This is a genomic window from Thermotalea metallivorans, from assembly GCF_001562415.1.
Classification (GTDB): Bacteria; Bacillota; Clostridia; order Peptostreptococcales; family Thermotaleaceae; genus Thermotalea; species Thermotalea metallivorans.
The window spans coordinates 128624-154092 of record NZ_LOEE01000019.1 but is presented as its reverse complement, the minus strand read 5'-3'; the positions used below and the strand labels follow the sequence as shown (position 1 = coordinate 154092).

Genomic DNA, 25469 nt, shown 5'->3' with positions numbered 1-25469 from the left:
GGTGATTTCGTGGAATTAAAAACGATACTGGCCATTGTGTTGTGCCTGATAATTATCGGCGGCGCGGTGTATCTGCACATTAAGCGGAAAAAGAAATAACGGCAGAACAGCAAAAGGGGCGGCAACACCGTCCCTTTTTGCCTGCCATATAGATTGGAGTGAGAATGAAAATGAGCCGGAGCGTTAGGAGGTTTTAAAACATGGATCAGGAAATCAATGCCGGTTATGTCATTACCGACCGGTTAACCATAGGAAATACGGAATTTGTCATCGGGCAGAACGAAAATGCTCCCGCCAAATTTGTGACCTGGAAATGCAAAAAGGGTGAAAAGAACTACTACTGGGGGCATTACTGCAATGACCGTATGACCGCCCTTGAAGATTTGTGCAATCGTGCGCTGGATGAAATTCATTATTTGAGAAGTCTCCGGCAGGAAAAGGACACCAACGAAAAAATGGCGGGACAAGCCGAAAAGAAAAGCCGCGTGCCGGAACGATAAGGAGGGATAGAGTTGGCGACGAAACTGCAACTGATTACGGAGCTTTCGCAAAGGACGGCCCACAGCGTCACAAGAAATCCAGTCAACTGGACTTCCTTTCTGAAAACGGCGGCATGGAACTATAAATACCCGTTTCAGGACCAGCTTTTGATTTACGCGCAGCGCCCCGACGCGACGGCCTGCGCTCCCATTGAGATATGGAACCGGAAGCTCGGCAGATGGGTAAACAGGGGAGCGAAAGGCATCGCCCTCATCGACGACAGCGGAGGCTGGTTGAGCCTGCGCCATGTTTTCGACGTATCGGACACCAACAGCCGGTATAACCGTCCCCCTGCCCTTTGGTCTATGCAGGATAGATATGCGGAGGCCGTGACGGAAACGCTGGAAAATTCCTTCGGCGACCTCAATGATAAGAGCAATATTCCCTCTGCGCTGGTTTCAGCCGCCTTCAATGCCGTGGAGGATAATTATGCGGATTATCTTTCCGACCTTATGTACTGCCGGGAGAACAGCTTTCTGGAGGAACTGGACGGCTTGAACGTGGAAGTCATCTTCAAGGATGCCCTTAGAAGCTCCGTGGCTTACATGCTCTTAGTCCGCTGCGGCTGTCCCGCCGATAATTTTTTTAGCTTTGAGGATTTTCAGGGCGTTGTGAATTTCAATACCCTCGATACCGTATCCAGGTTGGGAGCCGCCGCAAGCGATATTTCCGAAATGCTGCTTAGGGAAATCGAGGCAACGGTCAAAGACCTGCAAAAAACGGAAAGGAAACAAATCCGCACAATTGCAAAAAATCAGGGTGCAGGGCACAATGAAAGCAGAAAGGATGAAAGGAATGGTGAAGATGGAACTGACCTACACAATGCAGGGCGATTATCTGATACCCGACCTGGCGCTGCCGGAGGAAGAAACGCACATCGGCAAATATGGGAAGTTGCGCAAAACATATCTGAAAAACCACCGGAAAGGGATGTACGCCAGCCTGATGCTGTCGGGCAGGCTGACGGAACACCTCGCGGAGATCGACCGGACGGCGAAGGAACGGATCGAGAGAATCACGGCGAAGCTCCTCACGAGCAGCCCCGCGCCGGACAAAGCGGCCGACCCGATGGGCTGGACGGGACACATGAACAACCTGCGGCACTCGGCGGAGGAAACGGTGCTGGCGGAGCTGGTGTACAGCTAACCCTTTTCCCTACCGCAGAGCAGCAAATTGAAGCCATAGAACAGGCGGAGGACGAAAAATCCTCCGCTTTTTCTATTTCACAGGAAGAAATCGACCATGTGCTTTGCAAGGGTACCGGCTTTCAGGACGGCAAATTCCGTGTTTGCCTGCACTACCGGGAGCAGCATGCCCCAAAGGAAACCATTGACTTTTTAAAGCGTGAATACGGAACCGGCGGCGGTACGCATATTTTCACCGATGGAACCCAGGGATACACATGGCACGACGGCAAGGGAATTTCCATCAGCAAAAGCGGCAGCTTTATATCAAATCCTGATCTGAGACTGTCCTGGAACCAGGTTGCAAAACGCCTTGGCGAGTTGATCGCCTCCGATCGATACTTAAACAGCAAGGAAAAAGAGCGTCTGCCTGCCGTGCAGCAGGAAATGGAGGAACGCCGCCGGCAGCTTGCCGAGGAAGCCTATGCCCGGCAAACCCTGAACCAGGAGCCAACCTCTGCCGAACCGGAGCCGCCGCCAAAGAATGAGGCGAAATATGCCTTTTGCCTTGGCGATTCGGTGTATCTCGGCGCGGAGGAATACGAGATTTTATCCTTTGACGGCAGCACGGTGCAATTGCGGGACACTCGTTATCCCCTGCTCGTCAAAGAGCTTCCGCGGGAAGCCTTTGAACGGATGCTGCGGGATAATCCGTTAAACAACCATCTCATTGCGCCGGAGCAGCCGGCTGAAGAAAAAACGGAAACGCCATCTCCCCGCACGCTGTACCGGACGTACCTGCCTGAAATCGTCGGCAGGGTGCGGACAGACGAAATCTACCCCTACCTGCGGGACAGGGATACCGACCCCGACAGCGCAAAACGAGAGCTGGACGCCGCCATCGACCGCATTGTTCTTTCTATGAGGGAGGAGCACCCGGATTTTTATGAAGCCTACAACAACCTGCCGCAGTTTAGGGAGTGGCTCCATGAGGATGTGTTCCGGCGGGTATACCAGGATCATTTGGCGGATTCGAGGGACAGCATCACGATTCATGCCGATGATCCCGGTGCGCCGGAATGGATGCGGGAAACCGGCGGCATTACCATCCCCAGCGAGGGCGATACCGCCACTATCAAGAGCAGCAGTGAAGGTGTAAAGCACGATGTGGAATTGGGCCTGGAGCTGCCGGAAAGTCAAACCGAGCAAGAGGAAAAGGAACCTGCCGAAAAAGAAATTGCCGCGGGCATGGAGCTTTCCATTGAGGACCGCCGCTATATCATCGATGCTATTGACGAGGAAGCCGGAACGGTTAGCCTGCGGGACATCACCTTCCAGCAAAGCACGGGCTTCCCCATTTTCCGCAGCGAAAGCATCGAGTTTGTACGCGGCGTTTTGGAACAGGCGAAAGAACTAATATGGCAAAAAACACGAGGCGGCGAAGTCTCCAAAGTCATCATTGACCTCAAGCCGGAAACACCAAAACCCCATCAGCCGCGCATCAATTACCGCATCACCGACGACATGCTGGGACATGGCGGCGCAAAGACCAAATACAGCTGGAACGTCGCCGCCATCCGGCTGTTAAACTGGCTGGAAAAAGAAAACCGACTTGCCACACCGGAGGAACAGGAAATCCTGTCCCGTTATGTGGGTTGGGGCGGCCTGCCGCAAGCCTTTGACGAGAACAACACCCAGTGGGCAAAGGAATATGCCGAACTGAAGGAGCTGCTTACCGAGGAAGAATATGCTTCCGCAAGAGCTTCCACCTTAAACGCCCATTATACTTCCCCCACCGTCATCAAAGCCATGTATGCCTGCCTGGAAAACATGGGCTTTAAGACGGGCAACATCCTGGAGCCGGCCTGCGGCATCGGCAACTTTTTCGGCCTCATCCCCGACAGCATGAGGAATTCAAAGCTGTACGGCGTGGAGCTGGACAGCATCACGGGCCGGATTGCCAGGCAGCTTTACCAGCAGGCCAACATTGCGGTGCAGGGCTTTGAGGAAACCAGCCTGCCCGACAGCTTTTTCGACCTGGCCATCGGCAATGTTCCCTTCGGCAGCTACGGCGTGGCAGATAAAAAGTATGACAAATACCATTTCTACATTCACGACTATTTCTTCGCAAAGACGCTGGATAAGGTGCGTCCCGGCGGCATCATCGCCTTTATCACTTCCAAGGGCACGATGGATAAGCAAAACCCCGAAGTGCGCAAGTACATTGCACAGCGTGCAGAGCTTTTGGGCGCTGTCCGGCTGCCCAACAATGCATTTTACGATAACGCAGGCACACAGGTTACAACAGACATCCTCTTTTTACAGAAGCGCGACCGCGTGATCGACATCGAACCGGACTGGGTACATCTCTCCACTACCAAGGACGGTATCCCCATCAACAGCTATTTTGCCGAGAACCCCGACATGGTGCTGGGCACGATGGCCTACGATGACATGATGTACGGCAATGCCAAAGAAACCACCTGCCGTCCCTTTGAAAACGCCGACCTTGCCGGGCTGCTCCGCGAAGCCCTGGAGAACATCCATGCGGAAATCACCGAGTATGAGCCGGACGAAATAGCCGAGGAAGAAGATACCTCCATTCCGGCAGACCCGAACGTGAAAAATTTCAGCTACACCGTCGTGAACGGCGAGATCTACTATCGCGAAAACAGCCGGATGAACAAGGTGGAAGTCTCCGTTACGGCGGCGAACCGCATCAAGGGCATGATCGCCATTCGGGACTGCGTGCGCGAGCTGATCGAGTACCAGACCGAGGATTGCACCGATGAAATAATCCGGGAACAGCAGCGCAAGCTGAATAAGCTGTATGATGAGTTTACTGCAAAATACGGACTGTTAAGCAGCCGCGGCAACAACATGGCCTTTTCGGATGATTCTTCCTACTGCCTGCTCTGCTCGCTTGAAATTCTGGACGAGGACGGGAATCTGGAGCGCAAGGCGGATATGTTCACCAAGCGCACTATCCGGCAGCGCACCGTAGTCACCCATGTAGACACCGCCACCGAAGCGCTGGCCATCTCCATCGCGGAAAAAGCCCGTGTCGATATGGCCTTCATGCAGAGCCTGACCGGACTTTCTGAGGAACAAATTGTTAAAGACCTGGAAGGCGTGGTCTTCCGCAATCCCGAAAAGCCGGACGCCAATGGGAAAGCGCATTATGAAACGGCGGATGAATACCTGTCCGGCAATGTGCGGGAGAAGCTCAAAACCGCCCGGCGGTTTGCCGAAATGCATCCCGACATCTACTGTATAAACGTCAAGGCACTGGAAAAGGTGCAGCCGAAGGATTTGAGCGCGTCTGAAATCGACGTGCGGCTCGGCGCGACCTGGCTTCCCCCGGATGTCATCAAGGACTTTATCTTTGAGCTTCTGGAAACTCCTTATATGTACAGGCGCTACATCGACGTTTTTTATTCGTCCTATACCGCCAACTGGAACGTCAAGGGCAAAAACGACGACCGGAGCGGCAACATCAAGGCCAATGTGACCTTTGGCACCAGCCGCATCAACGCCTACAAGATTATCGAAGAGACCCTCAACCTGCGGGATGTGCGCATCTTTGATACCGTCGAGGAGGACGGCGTTGAGAAGCGTGTGCTGAACAAAAAGGAGACCGCCATCGCCCAGCAGAAGCAGGAGGCCATCAAGGAGGCATTCCAAAGCTGGATATGGAAAGACCCCAGGCGCCGGGAACGGCTGACGCGGATCTACAACGACCGCTTCAACGCCGTACGGCCCCGTGAATATGACGGCAGCCACATCCGGTTTACCGGCATGAACCCGGAAATCACCCTGCGCAAGCATCAAGTGGATGCGGTAGCCCATATCCTGTACGGCGGCAATACCCTGCTGGCTCATTGCGTGGGTGCGGGCAAGACCTATGAGATGGCGGCTGCGGCTATGGAAAGCAAGCATCTGGGGCTTTGCAATAAAAGCCTGTTCGTCGTACCCAACCATTTGACCGAACAGTGGGCGGCGGAGTTCTTGCAGCTTTACCCTTCCGCCAACATCCTTGTAGCAACCAAAAAGGATTTTGAAACCAAGAACCGCAAGAAGTTTTGCGCAAGAATTGCGACCGGGGACTACGACGCGGTGATCATCGGACACAGCCAGTTTGAGAAAATTCCTATTTCCATGGAAAGGCAAAAACGGCTGCTTGAAGAACAGATTGCGGAAATCACCAGCGGCATCCGGGAACTGAAAGAAGAACGCGGCGAGCGTTACGCCATCAAGCAGCTTGAAAAGACAAAGAAAACCTTAAAGCTCAAACTGGATAAGCTCAACGACACCAGCCGAAAAGATGATGTGGTTACCTTTGAGGAACTGGGCGTTGACCGGCTGTTTGTGGATGAAGCGGATTTTTACAAAAACCTCTTTCTTTACACAAAAATGCGCAATGTGGCGGGCTTATCCCAGACTGAGGCACAGAAATCCTCTGACCTGTTTATGAAGTGCCGCTACCTTGACGAATTGACGGACGGGCGCGGCGTCATCTTTGCAACAGGAACGCCCATTTCCAACTCCATCACCGAGATGTACACCATGCAGCGGTATCTGCAATATGAAACCCTGCGCAAAAACGGGCTCCAGCACTTTGACTGCTGGGCCTCCACCTTTGGGGAAACCGTAACCGCCATCGAGCTTGCGCCGGAGGGCACGGGCTACCGGGCTAAAACTCGCTTTGCCCGGTTCTACAACCTGCCGGAACTGATGAATATGTTTAAGGAAATCGCGGACATCAAGACGGCGGATATGCTCAACCTCCCCGTACCGAAAGCAAACTACCACAATATCGCAGTGAAGCCGAGCAAATTCCAGCAGGACATGGTGGCCGAGCTTGCGGAGCGTGCCGAACGGGTGCGCGCCAAGCTGGTGGAGCCTTATGAGGACAACATGCTTAAAATAACCAACGACGGCCGGAAGCTGGCCCTTGACCAGCGGCTGATGAGCCCCATGCTTCCCGACCATGAGGACAGCAAGGTAAACGCCTGCGTGGAAAATGTGTTCCGCCTCTGGCAGGAAAACAGCGATAAGAAGCTGACGCAGCTTGTGTTCTGCGACCTGTCCATTCCAAAGAACGATGGAAATTTCAATGTGTATGACGATGTGCGCCAAAAACTTATTGCTCGCGGTGTCCCCGACGACGAGGTTGCTTTCATCCACGATGCCGACACCGAAGCGAAGAAAAAGGAGTTATTTGCTAAAGTCCGCAAGGGGCAGGTGCGAATCCTGCTGGGCTCCACCTTTAAAATGGGAGCCGGAACCAACGTGCAGGACCGCTTGATTGCACTCCACGATCTGGACTGCCCGTGGCGGCCGAGGGATCTGGAACAGCGTAGCGGAAGAATTATTCGTCAGGGCAACCAAAATGAAGAGGTGCATATCTTCCGGTATGTGACGGAAAACACCTTTGACGCTTATCTCTACCAGATACTTGAGAACAAGCAGCGTTTTATCAGTCAGATTATGACTTCCAAATCCCCTGTAAGAAGCGCCGAGGACATTGATGAAACGGCTCTTTCCTATGCCGAGGTGAAGGCTCTGGCGACAGGTAATCCTTACATACGCGAGAAGATGGATTTGGACATTCAGGTTTCCAAGCTGAAATTGCTGAAAGCCAACCATTTAAGCCAGCGATATGCTTTGGAGGACAGATTGCTCAAACACTACCCGCAGCAGATCAAATCCACCGAGGAACGCATTGCAGGCTATGAAAAAGACCTTGCCCTGTACGAGCGCCACAGCGCATCAAAATCTGTCGAGGATGGCACAGAGGACAGCAAATTTCCGGGCATGACGGTCAAGGATGTTCTCTACACCGAAAAGGCCAAGGCGGGCGCGGCCATCCTGGAAGCCTGCAAGCTGATGACCTCGCCGGAGCCGCAGGAGTTGGGCAGCTACATGGGATTTTCCATGCTGTTTTCCTTTGACGGCTTCAATAAGCAGTATCAGATCACTCTTCGGGGCGCTCTGAGCCATACGGCCACACTGGGCACGGACATCCACGGCAACATTACAAGGCTCAATAATGCTCTTGCAGAAATACCAAAAAAACTGGAATACTGCCGGGAACAGTTAAAAACGCTCCGCCAGCAGATGGAAACCGCAAAGGAACAAATTGACATCCCCTTTGAAAAGGAGCAGGAGCTGCAAGCAAAGTCCGCGCGGCTGGCGGAGCTGAATATTTTGCTCAACATGGATAAACATGAAAACGAGGTGTTCGACGGTGAACCGGACGAGGATATGGACATTCCTGAAAAGAAAGCCGTGGGCTATGAAAGATGAGGTGAAAAAACATGCCTTATGTAACACCAGAGCAGATTGAGCGGGCAAAGCAAATGGACCTGCTGACTTATCTGCAATATTACGAGCCGCAGGAGCTGGTGCGCTTTTCCGGCAACGTCTATACCACACGTACCCATGACAGCCTGAAAATCAGCAACGGGAAATGGTGCTGGTGGTCGCGCAACATCGGCGGGCGCTCTGCCCTGGACTATCTCATCAAGGTGCGGGGCATGACGCTCCCCGAAGCGGTGCTTCAGATAGACGGACAGGCGGCTGTCACACCGCCTGTTTCGCCAAGGCAACAGAAACCCGCTGAGCACAAAAAACTGCTTTTGCCGGAGAAAAACAGTAATAACGATCGTGTAATTGCCTACCTCATAGGGCGCGGCATTCACCGGGAGATTATAGACTACTGCATCCGGACCAAACGGCTATATGAAAGCCGCGATTATCACAACGCCGTCTTTATCGGCTTTGACCGGCATGGCGTTCCCAAATATGCTACTCTCCGTGGTACGTTTGGCAAACGGTTTATGGGGGAAGTCAATGGAAGCGATAAGCACTTCTCCTTCTCTATTCCGGCCAGGAACGAATGCAGCAAACTGCACCTGTTTGAAAGCGCCATTGATTTATTGTCATACGGCACTTTGGAATTGCTTTCCGGCAGGGACTGGCGGCAGGAAAACTGCCTGTCCCTTGCGGGCATTTATATGCCGAAAAAGATTATTGAGGAAAGTACTCCACCCGCCGCACTCATGCAATACTTAAAAGACTTCCCGCAAATTAAGGAAATCGCTTTACATCTGGACAACGACACGGCCGGACGGCTGGCGGCAAAGACTATCAAGACCATCCTCCCGCCCATCTATACTGTTTCCGACGAGCCTCCGAAACGCGGAAAGGATTATAACGACTATCTGAGAATTGTATTAAGAATACGGCAGCCACAAGAACGCGAACTGTTATAATTAAGAAGAATTGATTGATATCATAGCATGAAAGGAGTATAATATGATTAGAATGTTACTACAAGGAGCTGATATCATGCAGATTAAACCGTCCGCAAGCATCAGGCAGAATTACAATGAAATTGCGGCTTTGTGCAAGTCTACCGGAGAACCTGTTTTTCTTACCAAAAACGGTGAAGGAGATCTTGTCGTCATGGATATAGAGGCGTTTACCCGCCGCGAAAAAATGCTGAAGCTGCGCGAAGAACTGCTGGCTGTTGAGGAAGACCGTCTGGCAGGACGTGCAGGAGTTACGCCGGATGAACTGGATAGCTATCTGGACAGCATTATTGATGAGGTGGAGCATGGAAAAGAAGGTTCAATATAAGGTGGTTGTTTCCGACCGTGCCCGCCAAATGTTGGCGGGTCATGTACGGTTTTTGGCACAGAGAAGTCCTACTGCCGCCCGCAAGGTAAAAAATGACCTGATGGACGCTATCCGTTCCCTGCATCAAATGCCGGAGCGTTTTCCATTTCTGGAGGCAGAATTTATCCCTCCGAATAAATATCACAAGATGTTCGTAGAGAAATGGTATTTGATTTTGTATCAGATCAAGGGCCAGACGGTGTTTGTTGACTATATTGTTGATTGCAGACAGGATTATGGGTGGCTGGTGCGATAGATTTTGATATATGATGTAAATGTTTTCAGGCTAATGAAAGTAAGTTTATAAGGGAGGACTTGTTTTGAAACATACAGAAATTTTTAATAGATTGACTGGAATAAGCTGTCCTGTGTTTGGACTTTCTTGGAACCCACCAGAGAGCCAGAGAAAGATTGCGCGAAAAATTATTATTTTTCTTGAGTCAAAACGAGTCCTGTATTCCCCATATGAATATGAAACCGTACATCCCGTTATTAGCTCTGTATTGGAAATCAAACACTTTTTGACATCAGAACTTCCTAACATAAATGAAAAATCTGAACTACAAAGTTATGTCCGCGCAATGCGAAACGCATGCAATAAATTTTTAAGTAAATGCCGTGATGACGATGACTTTAGAAATAATGCTATTAGACCGGGGAATATAAATAATTGGATTTTTACATCAGCAATTGGTGAGATGCGTGGAGTGTTTGGAATTATGATTGGACAGATCGCTTCTTCTTATGGGATTGACGTTGAAGATGATTTAGCTCAGATTATTCCTATTGATAAATCGTAATAGAAGTCAATTAAGACTAATGATAGGAATTTTTGTGTAAATGCAATATAAGTTTATAAATTGTGGATAAGGAGATTATTCACCGAATGTTGCCATATGATAATATTTACACTGTAATAAAAGAACATAGATTACCAGTAAGCAGGGACTGTTTACCAATATCAGACTTTTTGAAAAATTATTTTGAGGAGTATATACAATCATTAAAATTAGCTCTAAAAGACACACAGAAGTGCTTCTTGAGAAAAGAATTTTATAAAAATTTATCTGATAAGATATATGTTATTGAAGAACTTTGTAATGACATTTTAAAAATTTTTCGACTATATGATTCAGCAGACATGCAAAACCTTTATAGTCATTTAGATAATTTAATGAATAAAGCTGAAAATTATCTATTTGTTCGTGAGATAGATATAAACAAAAAAAATACCATTCCCAATTTTTACAGAATTAGGGTGGGTACTGATGAAAGTTATTCAAGAAAAGATTTATTTCATATACCAATAGATAAACGACATTTGATAAAATCGTACAGATATAGTATTGCTGGTTACCCGTGTTTATATTTGGCAGATTCTATTCAATTGTGTTGGTTTGAGTGCGGAATGCCTAAAGAATTTACCATAAGTCAATTCCTTTTTGAACCGCGCGATAATGCTCCATTAAAATTAATAGATTTTTCAAAAAATCCCATTGATCTGATTAGAGAGGCGACTACTGAATACTATAACCATAAGGACAATCTTGATTTAATAGATGATTATATATTACGTTATGTAACATCTCATCCCCTAAGAGTTGCTTGTTCTGTGAAAGTAGCCGACAGAAATATATCATTTATTCAAGAATATATTATGCCTCAATTGCTTTTGCTTTGGGTCAGGAAAAATAATAATTTTGATGGCATTGCTTATTCAACTGCATCTTCAATAGAAATTGCACGTGAGAGGAATTCATTTAATGTAGTCTTACCTGCAAGGGATATTGAAAACGGATATTGCAAAAAATTATTGCAGATGTTTAAAATTTCTCAACCTGTAAAATGTAATATAAGTCAACTATTTAAAAGTTATTCAAATAAACTTCGGGAAGTAAAAGATTTCACACAAAAGTTGGAAAGTATTTGTTTGAATGGAAAGCCATTCTATTTATATGGAGAGATATTGTCTTTATGTAAAACTTTTATTTTATTATATGATTGTATAGTATCAGAAAACTATACAGACTCAGAAGTTCTTTATCAAATGACTGACACTTTAAATTTTATGTCTTACATTATTGATGATAACAAATGTGCATTTGAAGAAGTTGCTACATCACAGGCAAAACGCTATTACCCACAATTATCAGAAAAAGAAATAAAAAAGGAATTTAGAGAAGTGATAGAAAGATTTTCAAAAGAAGTTAAACCAGTATTATGTGATTTTATGAGATATGCAAATAGAATAAGTTGTGATATTAAAATTGATATAGATTCATTTGAATATATTTAAAATTTATTGGATTATAGATTAGGCTCAAGTTTGACGGTTAACCAGCAAAAACCGTTGCACTTAAAATGCAATAACCGCTTTTCATGCGGGTTCCAGGGTTCGACTTCGCCTAAAAATCTGGTCAGAGTCCGAAATGTGGTGCCGCACACTTCCATATTATTCCTGTTATCATGCAAATCCTTGTGGTACAATGGTTTCAGCAAACTGAGTTTAGGAAACAGACCAAATACATTTTCCAATAAATGGGGAATGTAGTGGTACGCCCATTTGACGAAGGCTGAAACCCTTGTAGCACAATGGATTCAGCTTTTTTGCTGTCAAACTTGAGTTAGGTAACGTTTATAAGATATGTTCATATGAATCTATCCATAATCCGTAAAATTATTTCATATAAAAGATAAAAAGGTGCTGAAAACCTGAAAACAGCGCCTTTTTATTTTGTCTATAATAAAAAAATAGGCTCAAGTTTTATGAACCTATCAGTGAAAATCAAAATAACGCTTTGCCTGATCATTGCTACAAAAATAGAAGTGAAAATTGCTTCAAATACTTATAAATACTGGAGTTTGACAACTTAACATAATTAATATAACAAGCAATCTTGATTTTCATTCGAGGCTATGAGGGCAACGTCATGAGTCGTTGAAAATTAAAGTGGCAAATGCGTAGCATATATACGCTGATTTTCTTTTTCGGCTGGTGATATCTGAAACCAATCGTAACTTTCATGACAACACAAGACAGTTGTCTTATGTTGCAGCAAGCACTGAATAATGCCAGCATTATTCGCTTGTCAGGGATAATCCCTGAAACCCTTAACAGAACAGGAGGTTCCGTATGCTTAAAAGAAGCATCAAAATAACGTTCCGATTGAACGCACAAGAATGCCAGCGGTTAAAAAAGCAGGTAAAGAAAACAGGGCTTTCGCAGGAAGCATTTATCCGTACCCTCATCAACGGTTACGTGCCCAAAGAGCTTCCCCCACCCGACTATTACGCCATGATGCGGGAGCTTCACGCCATCGGCAGCAACTTAAACCAGATTGCGGCAAAGGCAAACGCCACAGGACATATCGACAGGACGGTGTTCCAGTATGAAGCTAACCGGCTCCGCAAGGCCGTGCTGGATATACAGGCGGCGGTCACGTCGCCGGAAAGGAGGGAAAATAATGGCAACCACGGCGATATGGGATGTGACAGACCGCCTTAACCGGGTGATCGACTATGCCACCAATCCCGAAAAAACCGAGAACCTCGATTTTTCAAGTCCCGATTTTCAGGGCCTGCGGAACGTGCTGGAATATACCGAGCAGGATGCCAAGACCGAAAAGCAGTTTTACGTCACCGGCATCAACTGCGACCCGGTCACCGCCTGTGAGCAGATGTCCCGGACAAAGCTGCAATTCCAGAAAACAGACGGCATCCTGGCTTTTCACGGCTACCAGTCCTTCGCTCCGGGGGAAGCCACCCCCGAAACCGCTCATGCCATTGGCGTAAAGCTGGCACAGGAGCTTTGGGGCGAGCGCTTTGAGGTGGTGGTTTCCACCCACCTTGATAAGCATCATCTGCATAATCATTTTGTGCTTAACTCTGTATCCTTCATGGACGGCAAGCGGTATTACGACAACAACGCCACCTACGCCCTCATGCGGCAGACCTCCGACCGGCTGTGCCGGGAATATTCCCTGTCTGTCATAGAAAACCCGCAAAAGGGCAAATCAAAACACTACGCAGAATGGAAGGCCGAGCAGGAAGGCAAACCCACCTGGCGGGGCCTCATCCGCGAGGATATAGACAAAACCATTGCCGCATCCATGACCTTCACGCAGTTTATCGCTGCTTTACACAAGCAGGGCTACGAGGTAAAAACCGGCGTAAAATACATGGCGGTGCGTCCTCCGGGAAAGGAACGCTTTGTCCGGCTGAAAACCCTGGGTGACGATTACACCGAGGACGCCATCAAGCAGCGGATACTTCAAAACCGCGCCCCGAAGCGTCCGGAAGTCCTGCCGGAGCCGAAGCGAAAACGCTATGCTGTCAAAGGCGGACTTAATCCCAAAAAGACAAGAAAGCTCACGGGCTTGCAGGCGTTATACTTCCACTACCTTTACAAAATGGGCATTTTGCCAAAACATCGTGCGTCCAGCAAACGGATGCATTTTTTATTGCGCGAGGACATCCGCTATTTGGATGAACTCATTGCTCAAACCAAGCTGCTGTGTACTCATCACATTGAGAACAAGGAGCAGCTTCTCACGTACCAGAACGGACTGGAGCAGGAAATGGCAGCCCTGTCCGACGCCCGCAAATCTCTTTACCATCGGCTGCGCCGGTGTAAGGACGATACACAGGCTACGAAATGCAAGCAGCAGATTTCAGAGCTTTCCGGTAAGCTGTCCCTGCTCCGGAATGAGGTGAAGCTTTGTACGGGCATCCTGTCCCGTTCCGAAGAAATGAAGCAAAAATTATCCCGGATCAAACAGGAGGAAATCCATCAAGGAAAGGAGGAAAAAACCTATGAACAGCGGGACCGACGCAGCGGATCAAATCGTCAATATGAGCCTTAAAGGGATTGAGGTGATGGCCAAAATCTCCGGCGTGGGGGCAAAAAACCTGGCCACCTATTTGTATGCCGTCCTCAAAGGCCAAAAGAAAACAAAGGGCAAAATCCGTCTGGAGGGGCTTTTGCGCAGCGGCAAGGAGCTGAAAGTCTTTGCGGTGCGCAACGAGGACTTAAAGAAGTTTTGCCAGGAGGCCAAACGCTACGGCGTCCTCTATTGCGCCCTCCGTGACAAAAATGACACGGACGGCATGTGCGACATCATGGTGCGGGCGGAGGATGCTTCCAAAATCAATCGCATTGTGGAACGCTTCAAGCTGGCCACCGTGGATACGGCAAGCATCAAGAACGAAATCGAGAAATCCAGGACCGCCAGGCAGAAGGAAAATACACCGCACAAAGAAGGCCCGGACGAAAAAGCACCTCCCGAAAAAGGAACGCCCGCCGAAAAAAGCGCGGATGATTTTCTGCATGAACTCATGGCAAAGCCCGACCGGCCGGAGCCGGTCAAGGAACAACCGGACAACCCAAACCCCACGACGGCGACGGCGGAGAAACCCCTTCCGTCCGAGCCTATCTCAGAGCGCAGCGGGAAAGCCGCCGAGGGTGCTATTGAGCCGCCGAGAAGATCAATCCGGGAAGAACTGCGGGAAATCAAGGCCGCTCAAAAGGAACAGGCGGAACCCAGGCGCGAGCCTGCCAAAGAGCAGCCGCAGGCCATAAAGCAGAACGCCAAATCAAACAGGCAGCAACCAAAATCAAAAAAACCAAAATCGAAAGCGAGGTAAGAGTTATGAGCAGTTTCGACGATCTTTTCCGGCAGGAAAGCGAACAGCCTGCTCCCCGAAACGACCGGCCTTTTGACAAAGATGCATGGAAGCAGCAGAAGCAGGAGCAGCGGGAAATGGTTTACGCCATGATCGACGACACGGCGCAAACCGTGGCGCAGGACGGCGCTGCCTTCCAGAAGTACCTGGATGTGCAGAGCCGTTTTGACCGCTACAGCGTGGCCAATGCCCTGTTAATCCTTGCGCAGAAGCCGGACGCCACCCGCATTGCTGACTTTGACACCTGGAAGGAGCAGGGTGCCTACATCCGCAAAAAGGAAACCGGCTTCTACATCCTGGAGCCCGGTGAGGAATACCAGCGTGACGACGGCACTGTCGGCATCAGCTACAACCTGAAAAAGATGTTTGACATTTCCCAGACCGGAAACAGCCGCAAACGGGAAACACCCACCTATCCCGACGACCGCACCCGCATCAAAGCCCTGATGGACCATGCGCCGGTGCCTATCCGCATCAGCGATGCCCTGCCGGACGGCACAAACGCCCTGTACCGGCCGGACACGAGGGAAATCCAAATCAGAAAAGGCATGGATGCGGGGAATATTTTCCGTGCCCTGTCCCAGGAGCTGGCCCACGCGGAAATGGATACGGGAGACGGTAGCTACCGCCGTTCCGACCACGCCTTCCGTGCCTACTGCGTGTCCTATATGCTCTGCAAGCAATATGGCGTGGATACAAGCGGCTACCGCTTTGACCGCGCTCCTCAAATGCTGGAGGGCATGGACCCGCAGGAGATCCGCGCCGAGCTTTCGGTCATAAGGGAAGCTGCCGGTGAGATTTCCGGCAGGATGAACCGGATGCTTTCGCAGCAAAGGCAGCAAATACGGCAGGAGCCGGAACGTTAGGAGGGATTGCCCATGAAGGAAGAAGAAAGGGTGCTTACCCTGGACGATTACGAATACGGCGTTGTGGTGAACGCCTTGAATGAGCACAGAAACGACCTGATTAAAGAAGATCGGCCCACCGATGCCGTGGACGAACTGCTTTTAAAAACCATTGACGCCCCGACAAAAAAACAGAAGCGCAGGAGCCACGATGAGGCGCGATGAAACTGCAAGGAGCAGCCTGATACTCTTTGCGGTTTTTTTAATTCCTGTGGTGTGGGCGGCATTTTTGACCGCCCCTTCCCTTTCCGGCGGGCTTCCCGAAATCCTTGCCAACCTCACAGCGGCAGTGAACAATCCGTTTGACATCCGATGGGTGGACGACACGCCCAAGTGCATCCTGCTTTTTATCGCCGCATACGGCATGGGCATCGGGATTTACCTTTCCACCAGACGCAATTACCGGCGGAGGGAAGAACACGGCAGCGCACGCTGGGGCGGCGCGGCGGCTGTCAATAAAAAGTACCGGGACAAAGACCCGCAGAAAAACAAAATCCTGACACAGAACGTTCGCATCGGCCTGGACGGCCGGAAGCACAAGAGAAATTTGAACGTGCTTGTGGTGGGCGGCTCCGGCTCCGGCAAGACGAGATTTTACGCGAAGCCCAACGTCATGCAGGCAAACACCTCTTTCGTCGTACTCGACCCAAAAGGCGAAATCCTGCGGGACACGGGGAACCTGCTCAAAGCAAATGGCTACGAAATCAAGGTGCTGGATTTAATCAACATGCACCTGTCCCACTGCTACAATCCCTTTGCCTACTTGAAGGACGACAAGGACGTGTTAAAGCTGGTCACCAACCTGATCCGCAATACCACGCCCAAAGGCAGCAACACCAACGACCCCTTCTGGGAACACTCCGAAACCGCGCTGCTGGAGGCTTTGATTCTCTACCTTCTTTATGAAGCGCCGAAGGAAGAACAAAATTTCCCGATGGTCATGGAGATGATCGCCGCCGCCGAAGTCCGGGAGGATGACGAAACCTACCAAAGCCCCCTTGACGAGCTGTTTGAACGGCTGGAAATGCGGGAACCGGAGCACCTGGCGGTGAAGCAGTACAACATCTTCAAGCTGGCTGCGGGCAAAACCGCCAAATCCATCCTAATCGGTCTGGGCGTCCGGCTGGAAAAGTTCAACCTGTCCACCCTTGCGGGAATCACCACGGTGGACGAAATGGAGCTGTCCTCCATCGGGGAAAAAAAGACGGCGCTCTTTGCCGTGATCCCTGACAACGACAGCAGCTTCAACTTTATTGTCGGGATGCTCTACACCCAGCTTTTCCAAAGCCTCATGTACCTTGCCGACTATAAGTACAGAGGCCGCCTGCCCGTCCATGTCCACTTTGTCATGGATGAGTTTGCGAATGTCGCCTTGCCGGATGAGTTTGACAAGCTGCTTTCCACCATGCGTTCAAGGGAAATATCGGTATCCATCATCCTGCAAAACCTGGCACAATTAAAAGCCCTGTTCAAAGACACCTGGGAATCCATTGTCGGAAACTGCGACGAATTCCTGTACCTTGGAGGCAACGAGCAGTCAACCCACAAGTATGTGTCGGAGCTTTTAGGCAAGGAAACCATCGACACCAACACCTACGGACTGAGCAGAGGCAGGAACGGAAGCTACTCCACCAATTACCAGCAGTCCGGCCGCGAGCTTCTGACCCCCGACGAGGTGCGGATGCTGGACAACCGCTTTGCCCTGCTGTTCATCCGGGGGGAACGGGCAGTGATGGATGAAAAGTACGATATTTTAAAACACCCCAATCTGAAGCTGACCGTTGACGGCGGCAGCCAACCCTTCCGGCACGGCGGTGCCGAAAACGCCCTGGACTGGAAAGCCGTAGCCTTAAACGAAGAAGGCGATTACGAGCTTCTCTCCGAGGAAGAACTCGAAGCGATGCTTCAATCCTAACAAACAAAAATCAGGAGGTATGATTCATGAAAATTTCCAAAAAAACCAAAAGGAATTTTGCCGTTTACTGCGCACTGGTGCTGGTGATCCTCTTTACCTCACCTGCCTATGCGGCCGACGACCCGCTGACCGTCGTCAACAACCTGTCCAACTTCATATTCGGGCTGATCCGGGCCATCGGTCTGATTCTGCTGGGCTTCGGCATCGTGCAGATCGGCCTTTCCCTCAAATCCCATGACCCGTCCCAGAGGGCCAATGGCTTCCTGACATTGGCCGGCGGGGTGATTATAACCTTTGCCCGCGAGATACTGAATCTCATTACAGGAGGTTGATATCAATGTTTAACAAATTTCCCATTAAAGAAAAAATGCACATTCATTCACTGGACGGCGAACTGCGGGAAGCTACCATACTCAAGAGGCTGGGTGACAACGATTATCTTGCCGAATATAACGGCGTAAAGTGCCATGCAATCTACAACCCGTTTGTCAATAAATTTTATGTGGATGACAAGTATGGCGTCATCAGGGACAAAATGCCCGGCAGGGATGAACCATGCAGGTAACGATCGTAAAGACAGGCCCGCGCTTCATGCGCGGGCATTGTCTTGGAAATGAGGTGAGTTTATTTGGGAAGCGGCAACTGGGTAATTGATAATCTGAACAATGCTCTGGAAACCTGGAATAACAAGCTGGCGGAAATCTGGCAGCTTGTAACCCAGTCCCCCACGGAATTTAAAGGCGGCGGTATCTGGAACGTTATTGTGAATATCCACGGGGCGCTGCAGGCCACCGGCCTTGCCCTGCTGGTGCTGTTTTTCGTCATCGGCGTGGTGAAAACCTGCGGCAGCTTTGTCGAAGTCAAAAGGCCGGAACAAGCGTTGAAGCTGTTCATACGGTTCGCCCTGGCCAAAGGCGTCGTTACCTACGGGCTGGAGCTGATGATGGCTCTGTTCAACATCGTGCAGGGGATTATCTCCACCATCATGGGCAGCTCAGGCTTTGGGACAGCCACTCAAACCGTCCTGCCGGACACAATCGTGCAGGCCATTCAAAACTGCGGATTTTTAGACAGCATCCCGCTATGGGCGGTAACACTCATCGGCGGCCTGTTCATCACGGTGTTTTCCTTCATTATGATCCTGACGGTGTATGGCCGGTTTTTTAAATTGTATTTATATACCGCCATCGCCCCGGTGCCTCTGGCCTCCTTTGCCGGAGAACCAAGCCAGAGCATAGGGAAAGCCTTTTTGAAAGGCTATGCCGCCGTGTGCCTGGAAGGGGCCATCATTGTCCTGGCCTGCGTCATCTTTTCCGTCTTTGCGTCCTCCCCCCCGGTGGTAGACACCAGCGCCAGCGCCGTGACGATGGTGTGGTCCTATGTAGGGGAGCTGATTTTCAACATGCTGGTGCTAGTGGGCGCAGTAAAAATGGCCGACCGGGTGGTGCGAGAAATGATGGGATTATAAAGAGAAGTCGGGTATTATTGCCCGGTATCGTCATATATCCTTGAACTGAACACCCTCCCCATAAACAACAGGTTCCCCTGTTCTTGGATCAAGCAAATCCCCATGCTCGTTAAACTGAATTTTGTCAAGAGGTACGCCCATCTCTCTTGCCCTTCGGATTTGCCATGCGACATCATCTTCAAGGTATTTCTCGTCACGTTTGCGCCGTATCGCCTTTATAAGCGACACAATCCAGCTTAACACGGTCAAGCCAAGCAGCGAGAAAAGAATGATGAATGCTAAAGTCTCATGTTCTCCTGCCCACTTGTTCAGCACGGTACTGAACAGCAGGAAGCAAGGAATGGGAATCGTCAGCCGAATTTTACCGGCTGCTTTAAATATAAAAGAGAGAATGAGCAATCCCACCGTAAGGCAAAGGGAAATAAATGCTGCGATTGGCATAATGGACACCCCTTTCCACGCAGTATATATATATTTCCATTATCGCACATGGAAAAAAGGAATGGAAGGCTGTCCCATATTACAGACTATTTTATCTCCTGCTCCAGATTGGAAAACAAATCGCAGTCAAAAAATTCACGCACACTGATTCCGAGCCCGTCACACAGCTTTTTAATAGTGACAATTCCCGCATTGTATGTCTTGCCACTCACAATATCGTTTACAGTTGATTGCGTGACGCCTGAAATGTTGCTGAGCGCATTGATTGTCAGGTTCCGTTCCCTGCATAACCCTTCAATGCGTTTTACTACCGCTTGAGAAATATTCATTCTACCACCTCTTAAACGTTATTCCGTTAATCAAAGCTTATCAATTTATCAGGTAAATAGTTAACGGAATACCGTTGATACAGATTAAGAGGTAATTTATACTAACGATATACCGTTAAGATAAGGATTTATTAACGTAAACAAGCAAAGGAGGTTTCAGCATGAAACAGGAGACTCTCAAAGAAAAACTGGAAAAAGAGAAGGAAAAACTTAACAAGCTTGTAAGTGAAGCTTTGAATAAAGGCGCCCCTCTCACAGAAGATGAGGCAATTATAGAGCAGAACCGTAAGGTTGACGATTTGGTAGTCAAGCTCCAAAGGGAGAAAGAAAATCTTAGAAAAAAGCAAGAAGAACGATAGGACAAGCAATACAATGGCGCTTCAAGTGAGGCGCTATTTTTCTTTGGAGGTGATTGTTTTTGGAAGTCAAGATCAACCGGGAAATCCGGGATTATACCGAAAGCATGTTTTTTGGACTGTCCCTGCGGCAGTTTATTTTTTCTGTCCTGGCCGTGGGCGTAGCCATCGGCATCTATTTCGGCCTGAGGAGCTTCTTCGGCACGGAGACCGTGAGCTGGATGTGCGTTTTGGGGGCTTTCCCCTTTGCAGCCCTGGGCTTTATCAAGTACCACGGCATGACAGCAGAGCAGTTTTTATGGGCGTACATCAAATCGGAGTTCCTCATGCCCAAAAAGCTGACCTTTTATCCGACCAACATCTACTATGAGGCACTTAAAAACGTTATCGCAAACCACGAAAAGGAGGAATGGAAACGCCATGATTAAGACCCTGCAAAAAATCATGAAGCAGGATAAGGAAAGGTTTGCCGTCCCCAGAGGCGTCCAACAGGCCATCCCTATCCGCACCATCTGGCCGGACGGAATTTTCCGGGTAGGCAAAAAGTTTTCCAAATCCTTTCGCTTTGAGGACATCAATTACGCGGTGGCGTCCAAGGAGGACAAGGAAGCGATGTTTTTATCCTATTCGGAGCTTCTCAATTCCTTCGACAGCGGAGCCACCACCAAAATCACCATCAACAACCGCCGCTTAAATAAAGCGGACTTTGAAAGCTCCATTCTCATTCCGTTAAAATACGACGGTCTGGATGAGTATCGCAGGGAGTACAATCAAATGCTTATGGATAAGGCCACAGGCGCAAACAGCATTGTGCAGGATAAATATGTCACCGTGTCGGTGATGAAGAAGAACATTGAAGAAGCACGCAATTACTTCTCCCGCATCGGCACCGACCTCATCACCCATTTTTCCCGCCTGGGCTCAAAATGCGTGGAGCTGGACGCCACCGCCCGCCTTAGAATCCTGCATGACTTTTTCCGTGCAGGCGAGGAAACAGACTTCCGTTTCGACCTGTCCGACACCATGAGAAAAGGACATGATTTCAAGGACTATATCTGCCCTGACACCTTTGAATTTGAAAGGGACCACTTCCGCATGGGAAACAAATACGGGCGCGTCATCTTCCTGCGGGAGTTTGCCAGCTACATCAAGGACAGCATGGTGTCCGAGCTGTGTGATTTAAACCGCAATATGATGCTGTCCCTGGACATCATCCCCATCCCCACGGACGAAGCCGTACGGGAGGTGGAAAACCGGCTTTTGGGCGTGGAGACCAACATTACCAACTGGCAGAGGCGGCAGAACCAGAACAACAATTTTTCCGCCGTCGTCCCCTATGATATGGAGCAGCAGCGCAAGGAAAGCAAGGAATTCCTCGACGACCTGACCACCCGCGACCAGCGGATGATGTTTGCCGTCCTGACAATGGTGCACATTGCGGACAGCAAGGAGCAGCTTGACAGCGACACCGAAACCCTGTTCACCACCGCACGGAAGCACCTCTGCCAATTCTCCACCCTGACCTTCCAGCAGATGGACGGACTGAACACGGCGCTGCCCTACGGCCTGCGGAAAATCGACGCCATCCGGACACTGACCACCGAAAGCACGGCGGTGTTCATCCCCTTCCGCGCGCAGGAAATCTCCCACAGCGGGGGGATTTATTACGGTCAGAATGCAATTTCAAAAAATATGATTATCGCCAACCGCAAGCGCCTGTTAAACGGCAACAGCTTTATTCTGGGCGTGTCCGGCTCCGGCAAGAGCTTTACCGCCAAGCGGGAAATCGTCAACCAGATGCTTGCCAGTGACGACGACATTATCCTAATTGATCCCGAGCGTGAATATTCGTCGCTGGTCAAGGCGATGGGCGGCGAGATCATCCATATTTCCGCCACCTCCCCGAACCACATCAACGCCATGGACATGAACAGGGATTACGGCGACGGCGCAAACCCCGTCATCCTGAAATCCGAATTTGTGCTGTCCCTTTGCGAGCAGTTGATTGGAAGCCAGAACCTGGGCGCAAAGCAGAAATCCCTCATCGACCGCTGCACCGCAAGCGTGTACCGGAAGTACTTGCAAAGCAATTACCGGGATAACCCGCCCACCTTGCAGGACTTCCATGCGGAGTTGCTGAAGCAATCGGAGCCGGAGGCGCAGGAAATTGCCCTTGCCATCGAGCTGTTCACAAGTGGCAGCCTGAACACCTTTGCCAAGCCGACCAATGTGGATGTGAGCAACCGCCTCATCTGCTATGACATTCTGGATTTGGGCAAGCAGCTTCTTCCCATCGGGATGCTGGTGGTGCTGGACAGCATCTTCAACCGCATCACGCAGAACCGGGCAAAGGGCAAAAATACCTTCATTATTATTGATGAAATCTATTTGTTGTTCCAGCATGAATACAGCGCCAACTTCCTGTTCACGCTCTGGAAGCGAGTCAGAAAGTATGGCGCTTTTTGCACGGGCATCACGCAGAACGTGGACGACCTTTTGCAGAGCCATACCGCGCGTACTATGCTGGCAAACTCAGAATTTATCGTCATGCTCAATCAGGCCAGCACCGACCGCATGGAGCTTGCCAGGCTCTTAAACATTTCCGACCTGCAGCTTTCCTACATTACCAACGTAGACGCAGGCAACGGGCTGATTAAAGTGGGAAGCTCCCTTGTCCCCTTCACCGACCAATTCCCGCGCAACACCAAGCTCTACCGCCTGATGACCACAAAGCCCGGCGAACAGGCGGAAATATAGGACAATCCATCAAATGCGAAGGGCCGGCCGGTTTTACGGTCAGCCCTTCACCATATTAAGGAGGAAAACACAATGGAAAATATCCGGTTTGCAAACAAGGAACACGAGGCTTTTTATTTCGATATGCTTGCGGCGACACGCAACAACGACACCTTCCATAAAGCATTTCTCTACACAATGGGAATCAGCGCGGAAACGAGAAGCCATATCCGCTCCCTCTTTGACTTTAAGGAGGACATCATAAAGCCGGAGGGCCTTTCGGCTGCATGGCAGACCGGCAGCACACAACGGCTGTGCCGCCTTGCCTTTAACCTCTGGAACGGATGGACGGAGGAAGGGAACGAAAACCGCTCTACTCCCTACTGGCTGTTTGACTGCGGCTTTGCTCCCTACTTTTTTGAAGCCATCCGACTGCGTTATCCAGAATATTGTAGAAGCATGGAGCGCCCTGCTCCTTATTTTTTCCGATCAGAGCGGTAAATCCGTTGAAAAGACTCAACCAAATTGCGGAAGGAGGTGCGTGTGTTGAAAGATATCAAGACCAAATCGTTTGTCAAGGATATTAAGGTGCTGGATAAGGCAACGGACGTATCCCGCAGGGCAAAAAACGCCTATATACGCACTAAGGAGCAGGCGGAACGGCTCGGGCATAATGAGGACGGCAACTATGTGGACGATGCCTCAAGCAGCGTCCGGCATGGTGCAGAAACCGTTGTCCGCAAAGCCGGACATACCGCTGGAAACTACGGAAAGAAGGCGGTTGAAAAAATACAGGAACGCCGCGCGCCGGATGCAGATGCTTCGCGTTACAACGATTCCAACAGGGAGAATGCCCGTCACACCTCTACAAGTGAAGTGAAGGAAGCAGTACACAGGGATGTTGTCCGGACTGAAACAAAACTGGCAACGGAGCATGGCACAACCTCGGTAAAAGCAAAGGAAGCAGTGAAACCTAACGTTTCCCAATCCGGAGCAAAGCAGGCGGCAAAGCAGAATGCCGCGCGATCCGGGACAAAGGAAATCGTCAAGCGGAAATTTACCCTGTCGAAACCAAATGAATTGGCAAAACACAGGTTCGTTCAAAGCAGAGCAAAAAAGCGATTTTTTCAAATCAGTGAAATCCGGACGGCAAATCAAAATATTGCTCAAATACAATCACAACAGATATCCGAACAAATACCTGCTAAACGTTCCCTTTTTCAACCGGCCGAAAAAACAGCGGCACAGGACCTCCATTCCTCAAGCACACCGGGACACACCATCAGGCAGGCCGCCGATACTGGTGTTAAAAGTATAAAGGAAGCCTCCAAAGGTATGGTAAAAACGGCGCAAAGATCGGTCAAAACCGGTGACAAGGCTGTAAAGGAAGCCACAAAAGGTACACTAAAAACAGCCGCTAAATCCATCAAAACCGCAGACCATACCGCAAAAGCTGCCGTTAAGACTTCGCAGGCGGCAAAAACCACCGCCAAAACCGCTCAGACCACTCAAAAGGCGGCACAGGCAGCGCGGCTGGCGGCAAGAGCGGCGGCTGTTTCGGCAAAGACAGCAGCGAAGGCAATGGTGGCTGTCATAAAGGCGATTATCGCGGCAGCCAAGGGCCTGACCGCCCTGATTGCTGTCGGCGGCTGGATAGCTGTGGTGGTCATTCTTGTGATATGTCTTGCGGGGCTTTTGTTAGGCTCAGCATTCGGCATATTTTATTCCAATGAAAGCTTCGATGGGAACACGCCGGTCATGCCGGAGGTTGTCAACCGGCTTAATGAGGAATTCACGGCGGAAATCCAACGGATACAGGATAAAAATCCCCATGACACCCTGGAGCTGTCCGGTAGCGACAGCATCTCCGCAAACCAATGGCGGGAAATCCTGGCGGTCTATGCGGTAAAAGTAACTGCCGATCCGGAAAACGGCATGGAGGTTGCCACCCTCGACTATACAAAGGTGGAAATCCTGCGGGACGTCTTTTGGGACATGAACAAAATCGACTATTGGATAGAAACCGTTGAGCATGAGGAAACGGTAACCACCACTGACGAGGACGGCAATGAAACCACGGAAACCATCACCACCACCGAAACCATCCTGCATATCAATATAACCTCCAAATCCCATACGGACATGATTGCCGAGTACGGCTTCAATCCGGATCAGGTAAAAATGCTGAATGAGCTGATGAAGGACGAATACCAAGAGCTTTTCATGCAGCTTACCGGCAGTTAGGCGGATATTACCCTGTCTACATAAGAAATCGCAGCTCATAGTAGAA

The 25469-nt window shown here is 49.8% G+C and carries 24 protein-coding genes and 1 pseudogene; 23 read left to right on the top strand and 2 right to left on the bottom strand.

What is annotated here, in order from left to right:
• The first annotated feature begins 9 nt into the window (after positions 1-9).
• The 18 genes and pseudogenes from AN619_RS15825 (at position 10) to AN619_RS03260 (ending at position 19317) form a co-directional block, all read left to right on the top strand.
• Positions 10-99, top strand: coding sequence for an LPXTG cell wall anchor domain-containing protein (locus AN619_RS15825; RefSeq protein WP_157064890.1), 90 nt, complete (start codon positions 10-12; stop codon positions 97-99).
• A gap of 101 nt (positions 100-200) precedes the next feature.
• Positions 201-500, top strand: coding sequence for a hypothetical protein (locus AN619_RS03335; protein ID WP_068555057.1), 300 nt, complete (start codon positions 201-203; stop codon positions 498-500).
• Between the two features lie 811 nt (positions 501-1311).
• Positions 1312-1686 carry a TnpV protein gene (locus AN619_RS16295; protein WP_330382013.1) on the top strand — a complete coding sequence of 125 codons (375 nt, stop codon included), beginning with the start codon at positions 1312-1314 and terminating at the stop codon, positions 1684-1686.
• A 3788-nt stretch (positions 1687-5474) separates the two neighbouring features.
• A pseudogene (locus AN619_RS16770) lies at positions 5475-7973 on the top strand (DEAD/DEAH box helicase family protein); the annotation flags it as partial.
• Positions 7974-7984: 11 nt separating this feature from the next.
• On the top strand, positions 7985-8941 hold the full coding sequence (locus AN619_RS03325) for a DUF3991 and TOPRIM domain-containing protein (protein ID WP_068555055.1): 957 nt from the start codon (positions 7985-7987) through the stop codon (positions 8939-8941).
• Positions 8942-9017: 76 nt separating this feature from the next.
• A complete protein-coding gene (locus tag AN619_RS03320; protein ID WP_068555130.1) occupies positions 9018-9308 on the top strand; it encodes a type II toxin-antitoxin system prevent-host-death family antitoxin in 291 nt (96 codons plus the stop codon).
• The gene (locus tag AN619_RS03315) at positions 9286-9603 is read left to right on the top strand and encodes a type II toxin-antitoxin system RelE/ParE family toxin (protein ID WP_068555054.1); all 318 of its coding nucleotides are present in this window, start codon (positions 9286-9288) and stop codon (positions 9601-9603) included. Before AN619_RS03320 ends, AN619_RS03315 begins: the two co-directional genes overlap by 23 nt.
• 64 nt (positions 9604-9667) lie before the next feature.
• Positions 9668-10147 (top strand): DUF6650 family protein, encoded by a 480-nt coding sequence (locus tag AN619_RS03310; protein ID WP_068555053.1) that lies wholly within the window; start codon positions 9668-9670, stop codon positions 10145-10147.
• An 86-nt stretch (positions 10148-10233) separates the two neighbouring features.
• Positions 10234-11643: a hypothetical protein gene (locus AN619_RS03305; RefSeq protein ID WP_068555052.1), complete on the top strand. Its 1410-nt coding sequence runs from the start codon at positions 10234-10236 to the stop codon at positions 11641-11643.
• 837 nt (positions 11644-12480) lie between these two features.
• On the top strand, positions 12481-12852 hold the full coding sequence (locus AN619_RS03300) for a plasmid mobilization protein (protein WP_068555051.1): 372 nt from the start codon (positions 12481-12483) through the stop codon (positions 12850-12852).
• Positions 12812-14209, top strand: a complete 1398-nt coding sequence (locus tag AN619_RS03295) for a relaxase/mobilization nuclease domain-containing protein (RefSeq protein WP_068555050.1) — start codon at positions 12812-12814, stop codon at positions 14207-14209. Before AN619_RS03300 ends, AN619_RS03295 begins: the two co-directional genes overlap by 41 nt.
• Positions 14160-14990, top strand: coding sequence for a PcfB family protein (locus AN619_RS03290; protein ID WP_068555049.1), 831 nt, complete (start codon positions 14160-14162; stop codon positions 14988-14990). Before AN619_RS03295 ends, AN619_RS03290 begins: the two co-directional genes overlap by 50 nt.
• 5 nt (positions 14991-14995) lie before the next feature.
• Positions 14996-15895, top strand: coding sequence for an ArdC-like ssDNA-binding domain-containing protein (locus AN619_RS03285; RefSeq protein ID WP_068555048.1), 900 nt, complete (start codon positions 14996-14998; stop codon positions 15893-15895).
• Positions 15896-15907: 12 nt separating this feature from the next.
• The gene (locus AN619_RS03280) at positions 15908-16099 is read left to right on the top strand and encodes a hypothetical protein (RefSeq protein ID WP_068555047.1); all 192 of its coding nucleotides are present in this window, start codon (positions 15908-15910) and stop codon (positions 16097-16099) included.
• On the top strand, positions 16086-17849 hold the full coding sequence (locus AN619_RS03275) for a VirD4-like conjugal transfer protein, CD1115 family (protein WP_068555046.1): 1764 nt from the start codon (positions 16086-16088) through the stop codon (positions 17847-17849). Before AN619_RS03280 ends, AN619_RS03275 begins: the two co-directional genes overlap by 14 nt.
• Before the next feature lie 26 nt (positions 17850-17875).
• Positions 17876-18181: a TrbC/VirB2 family protein gene (locus AN619_RS03270; RefSeq protein ID WP_068555045.1), complete on the top strand. Its 306-nt coding sequence runs from the start codon at positions 17876-17878 to the stop codon at positions 18179-18181.
• Between the two features lie 5 nt (positions 18182-18186).
• Entirely contained in the window at positions 18187-18414 is a 228-nt protein-coding gene (locus AN619_RS03265; protein WP_068555044.1) for a hypothetical protein, read from the top strand.
• A 63-nt stretch (positions 18415-18477) separates the two neighbouring features.
• Entirely contained in the window at positions 18478-19317 is an 840-nt protein-coding gene (locus AN619_RS03260) for a hypothetical protein (RefSeq protein ID WP_068555043.1), read from the top strand.
• Positions 19318-19347: 30 nt separating this feature from the next.
• On the opposite strand, the gene AN619_RS03255 is transcribed toward AN619_RS03260, so the two are convergent.
• Positions 19348-19758, bottom strand: coding sequence for a hypothetical protein (locus tag AN619_RS03255; RefSeq protein ID WP_198153224.1), 411 nt, complete (start codon positions 19756-19758; stop codon positions 19348-19350).
• 86 nt (positions 19759-19844) lie between these two features.
• On the bottom strand, positions 19845-20087 hold the full coding sequence (locus AN619_RS03250; RefSeq protein ID WP_068555042.1) for a helix-turn-helix domain-containing protein: 243 nt from the start codon (positions 20085-20087) through the stop codon (positions 19845-19847).
• Between the two features lie 161 nt (positions 20088-20248).
• On the opposite strand from AN619_RS03250, the gene AN619_RS03245 reads away from it, so the two are divergent.
• The 5 genes from AN619_RS03245 to AN619_RS03225 all read left to right on the top strand — a co-directional run bounded on the left by AN619_RS03245 (position 20249) and on the right by AN619_RS03225 (position 25423).
• Positions 20249-20446, top strand: a complete 198-nt coding sequence (locus tag AN619_RS03245; RefSeq protein ID WP_068555041.1) for a hypothetical protein — start codon at positions 20249-20251, stop codon at positions 20444-20446.
• Between the two features lie 59 nt (positions 20447-20505).
• Positions 20506-20871 carry a PrgI family protein gene (locus AN619_RS03240; protein ID WP_068555040.1) on the top strand — a complete coding sequence of 122 codons (366 nt, stop codon included), beginning with the start codon at positions 20506-20508 and terminating at the stop codon, positions 20869-20871.
• Complete coding sequence (locus AN619_RS03235; protein WP_068555039.1) at positions 20864-23200, top strand: VirB4-like conjugal transfer ATPase, CD1110 family; 2337 nt, start codon at positions 20864-20866, stop codon at positions 23198-23200. Before AN619_RS03240 ends, AN619_RS03235 begins: the two co-directional genes overlap by 8 nt.
• A 72-nt stretch (positions 23201-23272) precedes the next feature.
• Positions 23273-23680, top strand: a complete 408-nt coding sequence (locus tag AN619_RS03230; protein ID WP_068555038.1) for a DUF6075 family protein — start codon at positions 23273-23275, stop codon at positions 23678-23680.
• A 45-nt stretch (positions 23681-23725) separates the two neighbouring features.
• A complete protein-coding gene (locus AN619_RS03225) occupies positions 23726-25423 on the top strand; it encodes a hypothetical protein (protein WP_068555037.1) in 1698 nt (565 codons plus the stop codon).
• Positions 25424-25469: the final 46 nt, after the last annotated feature.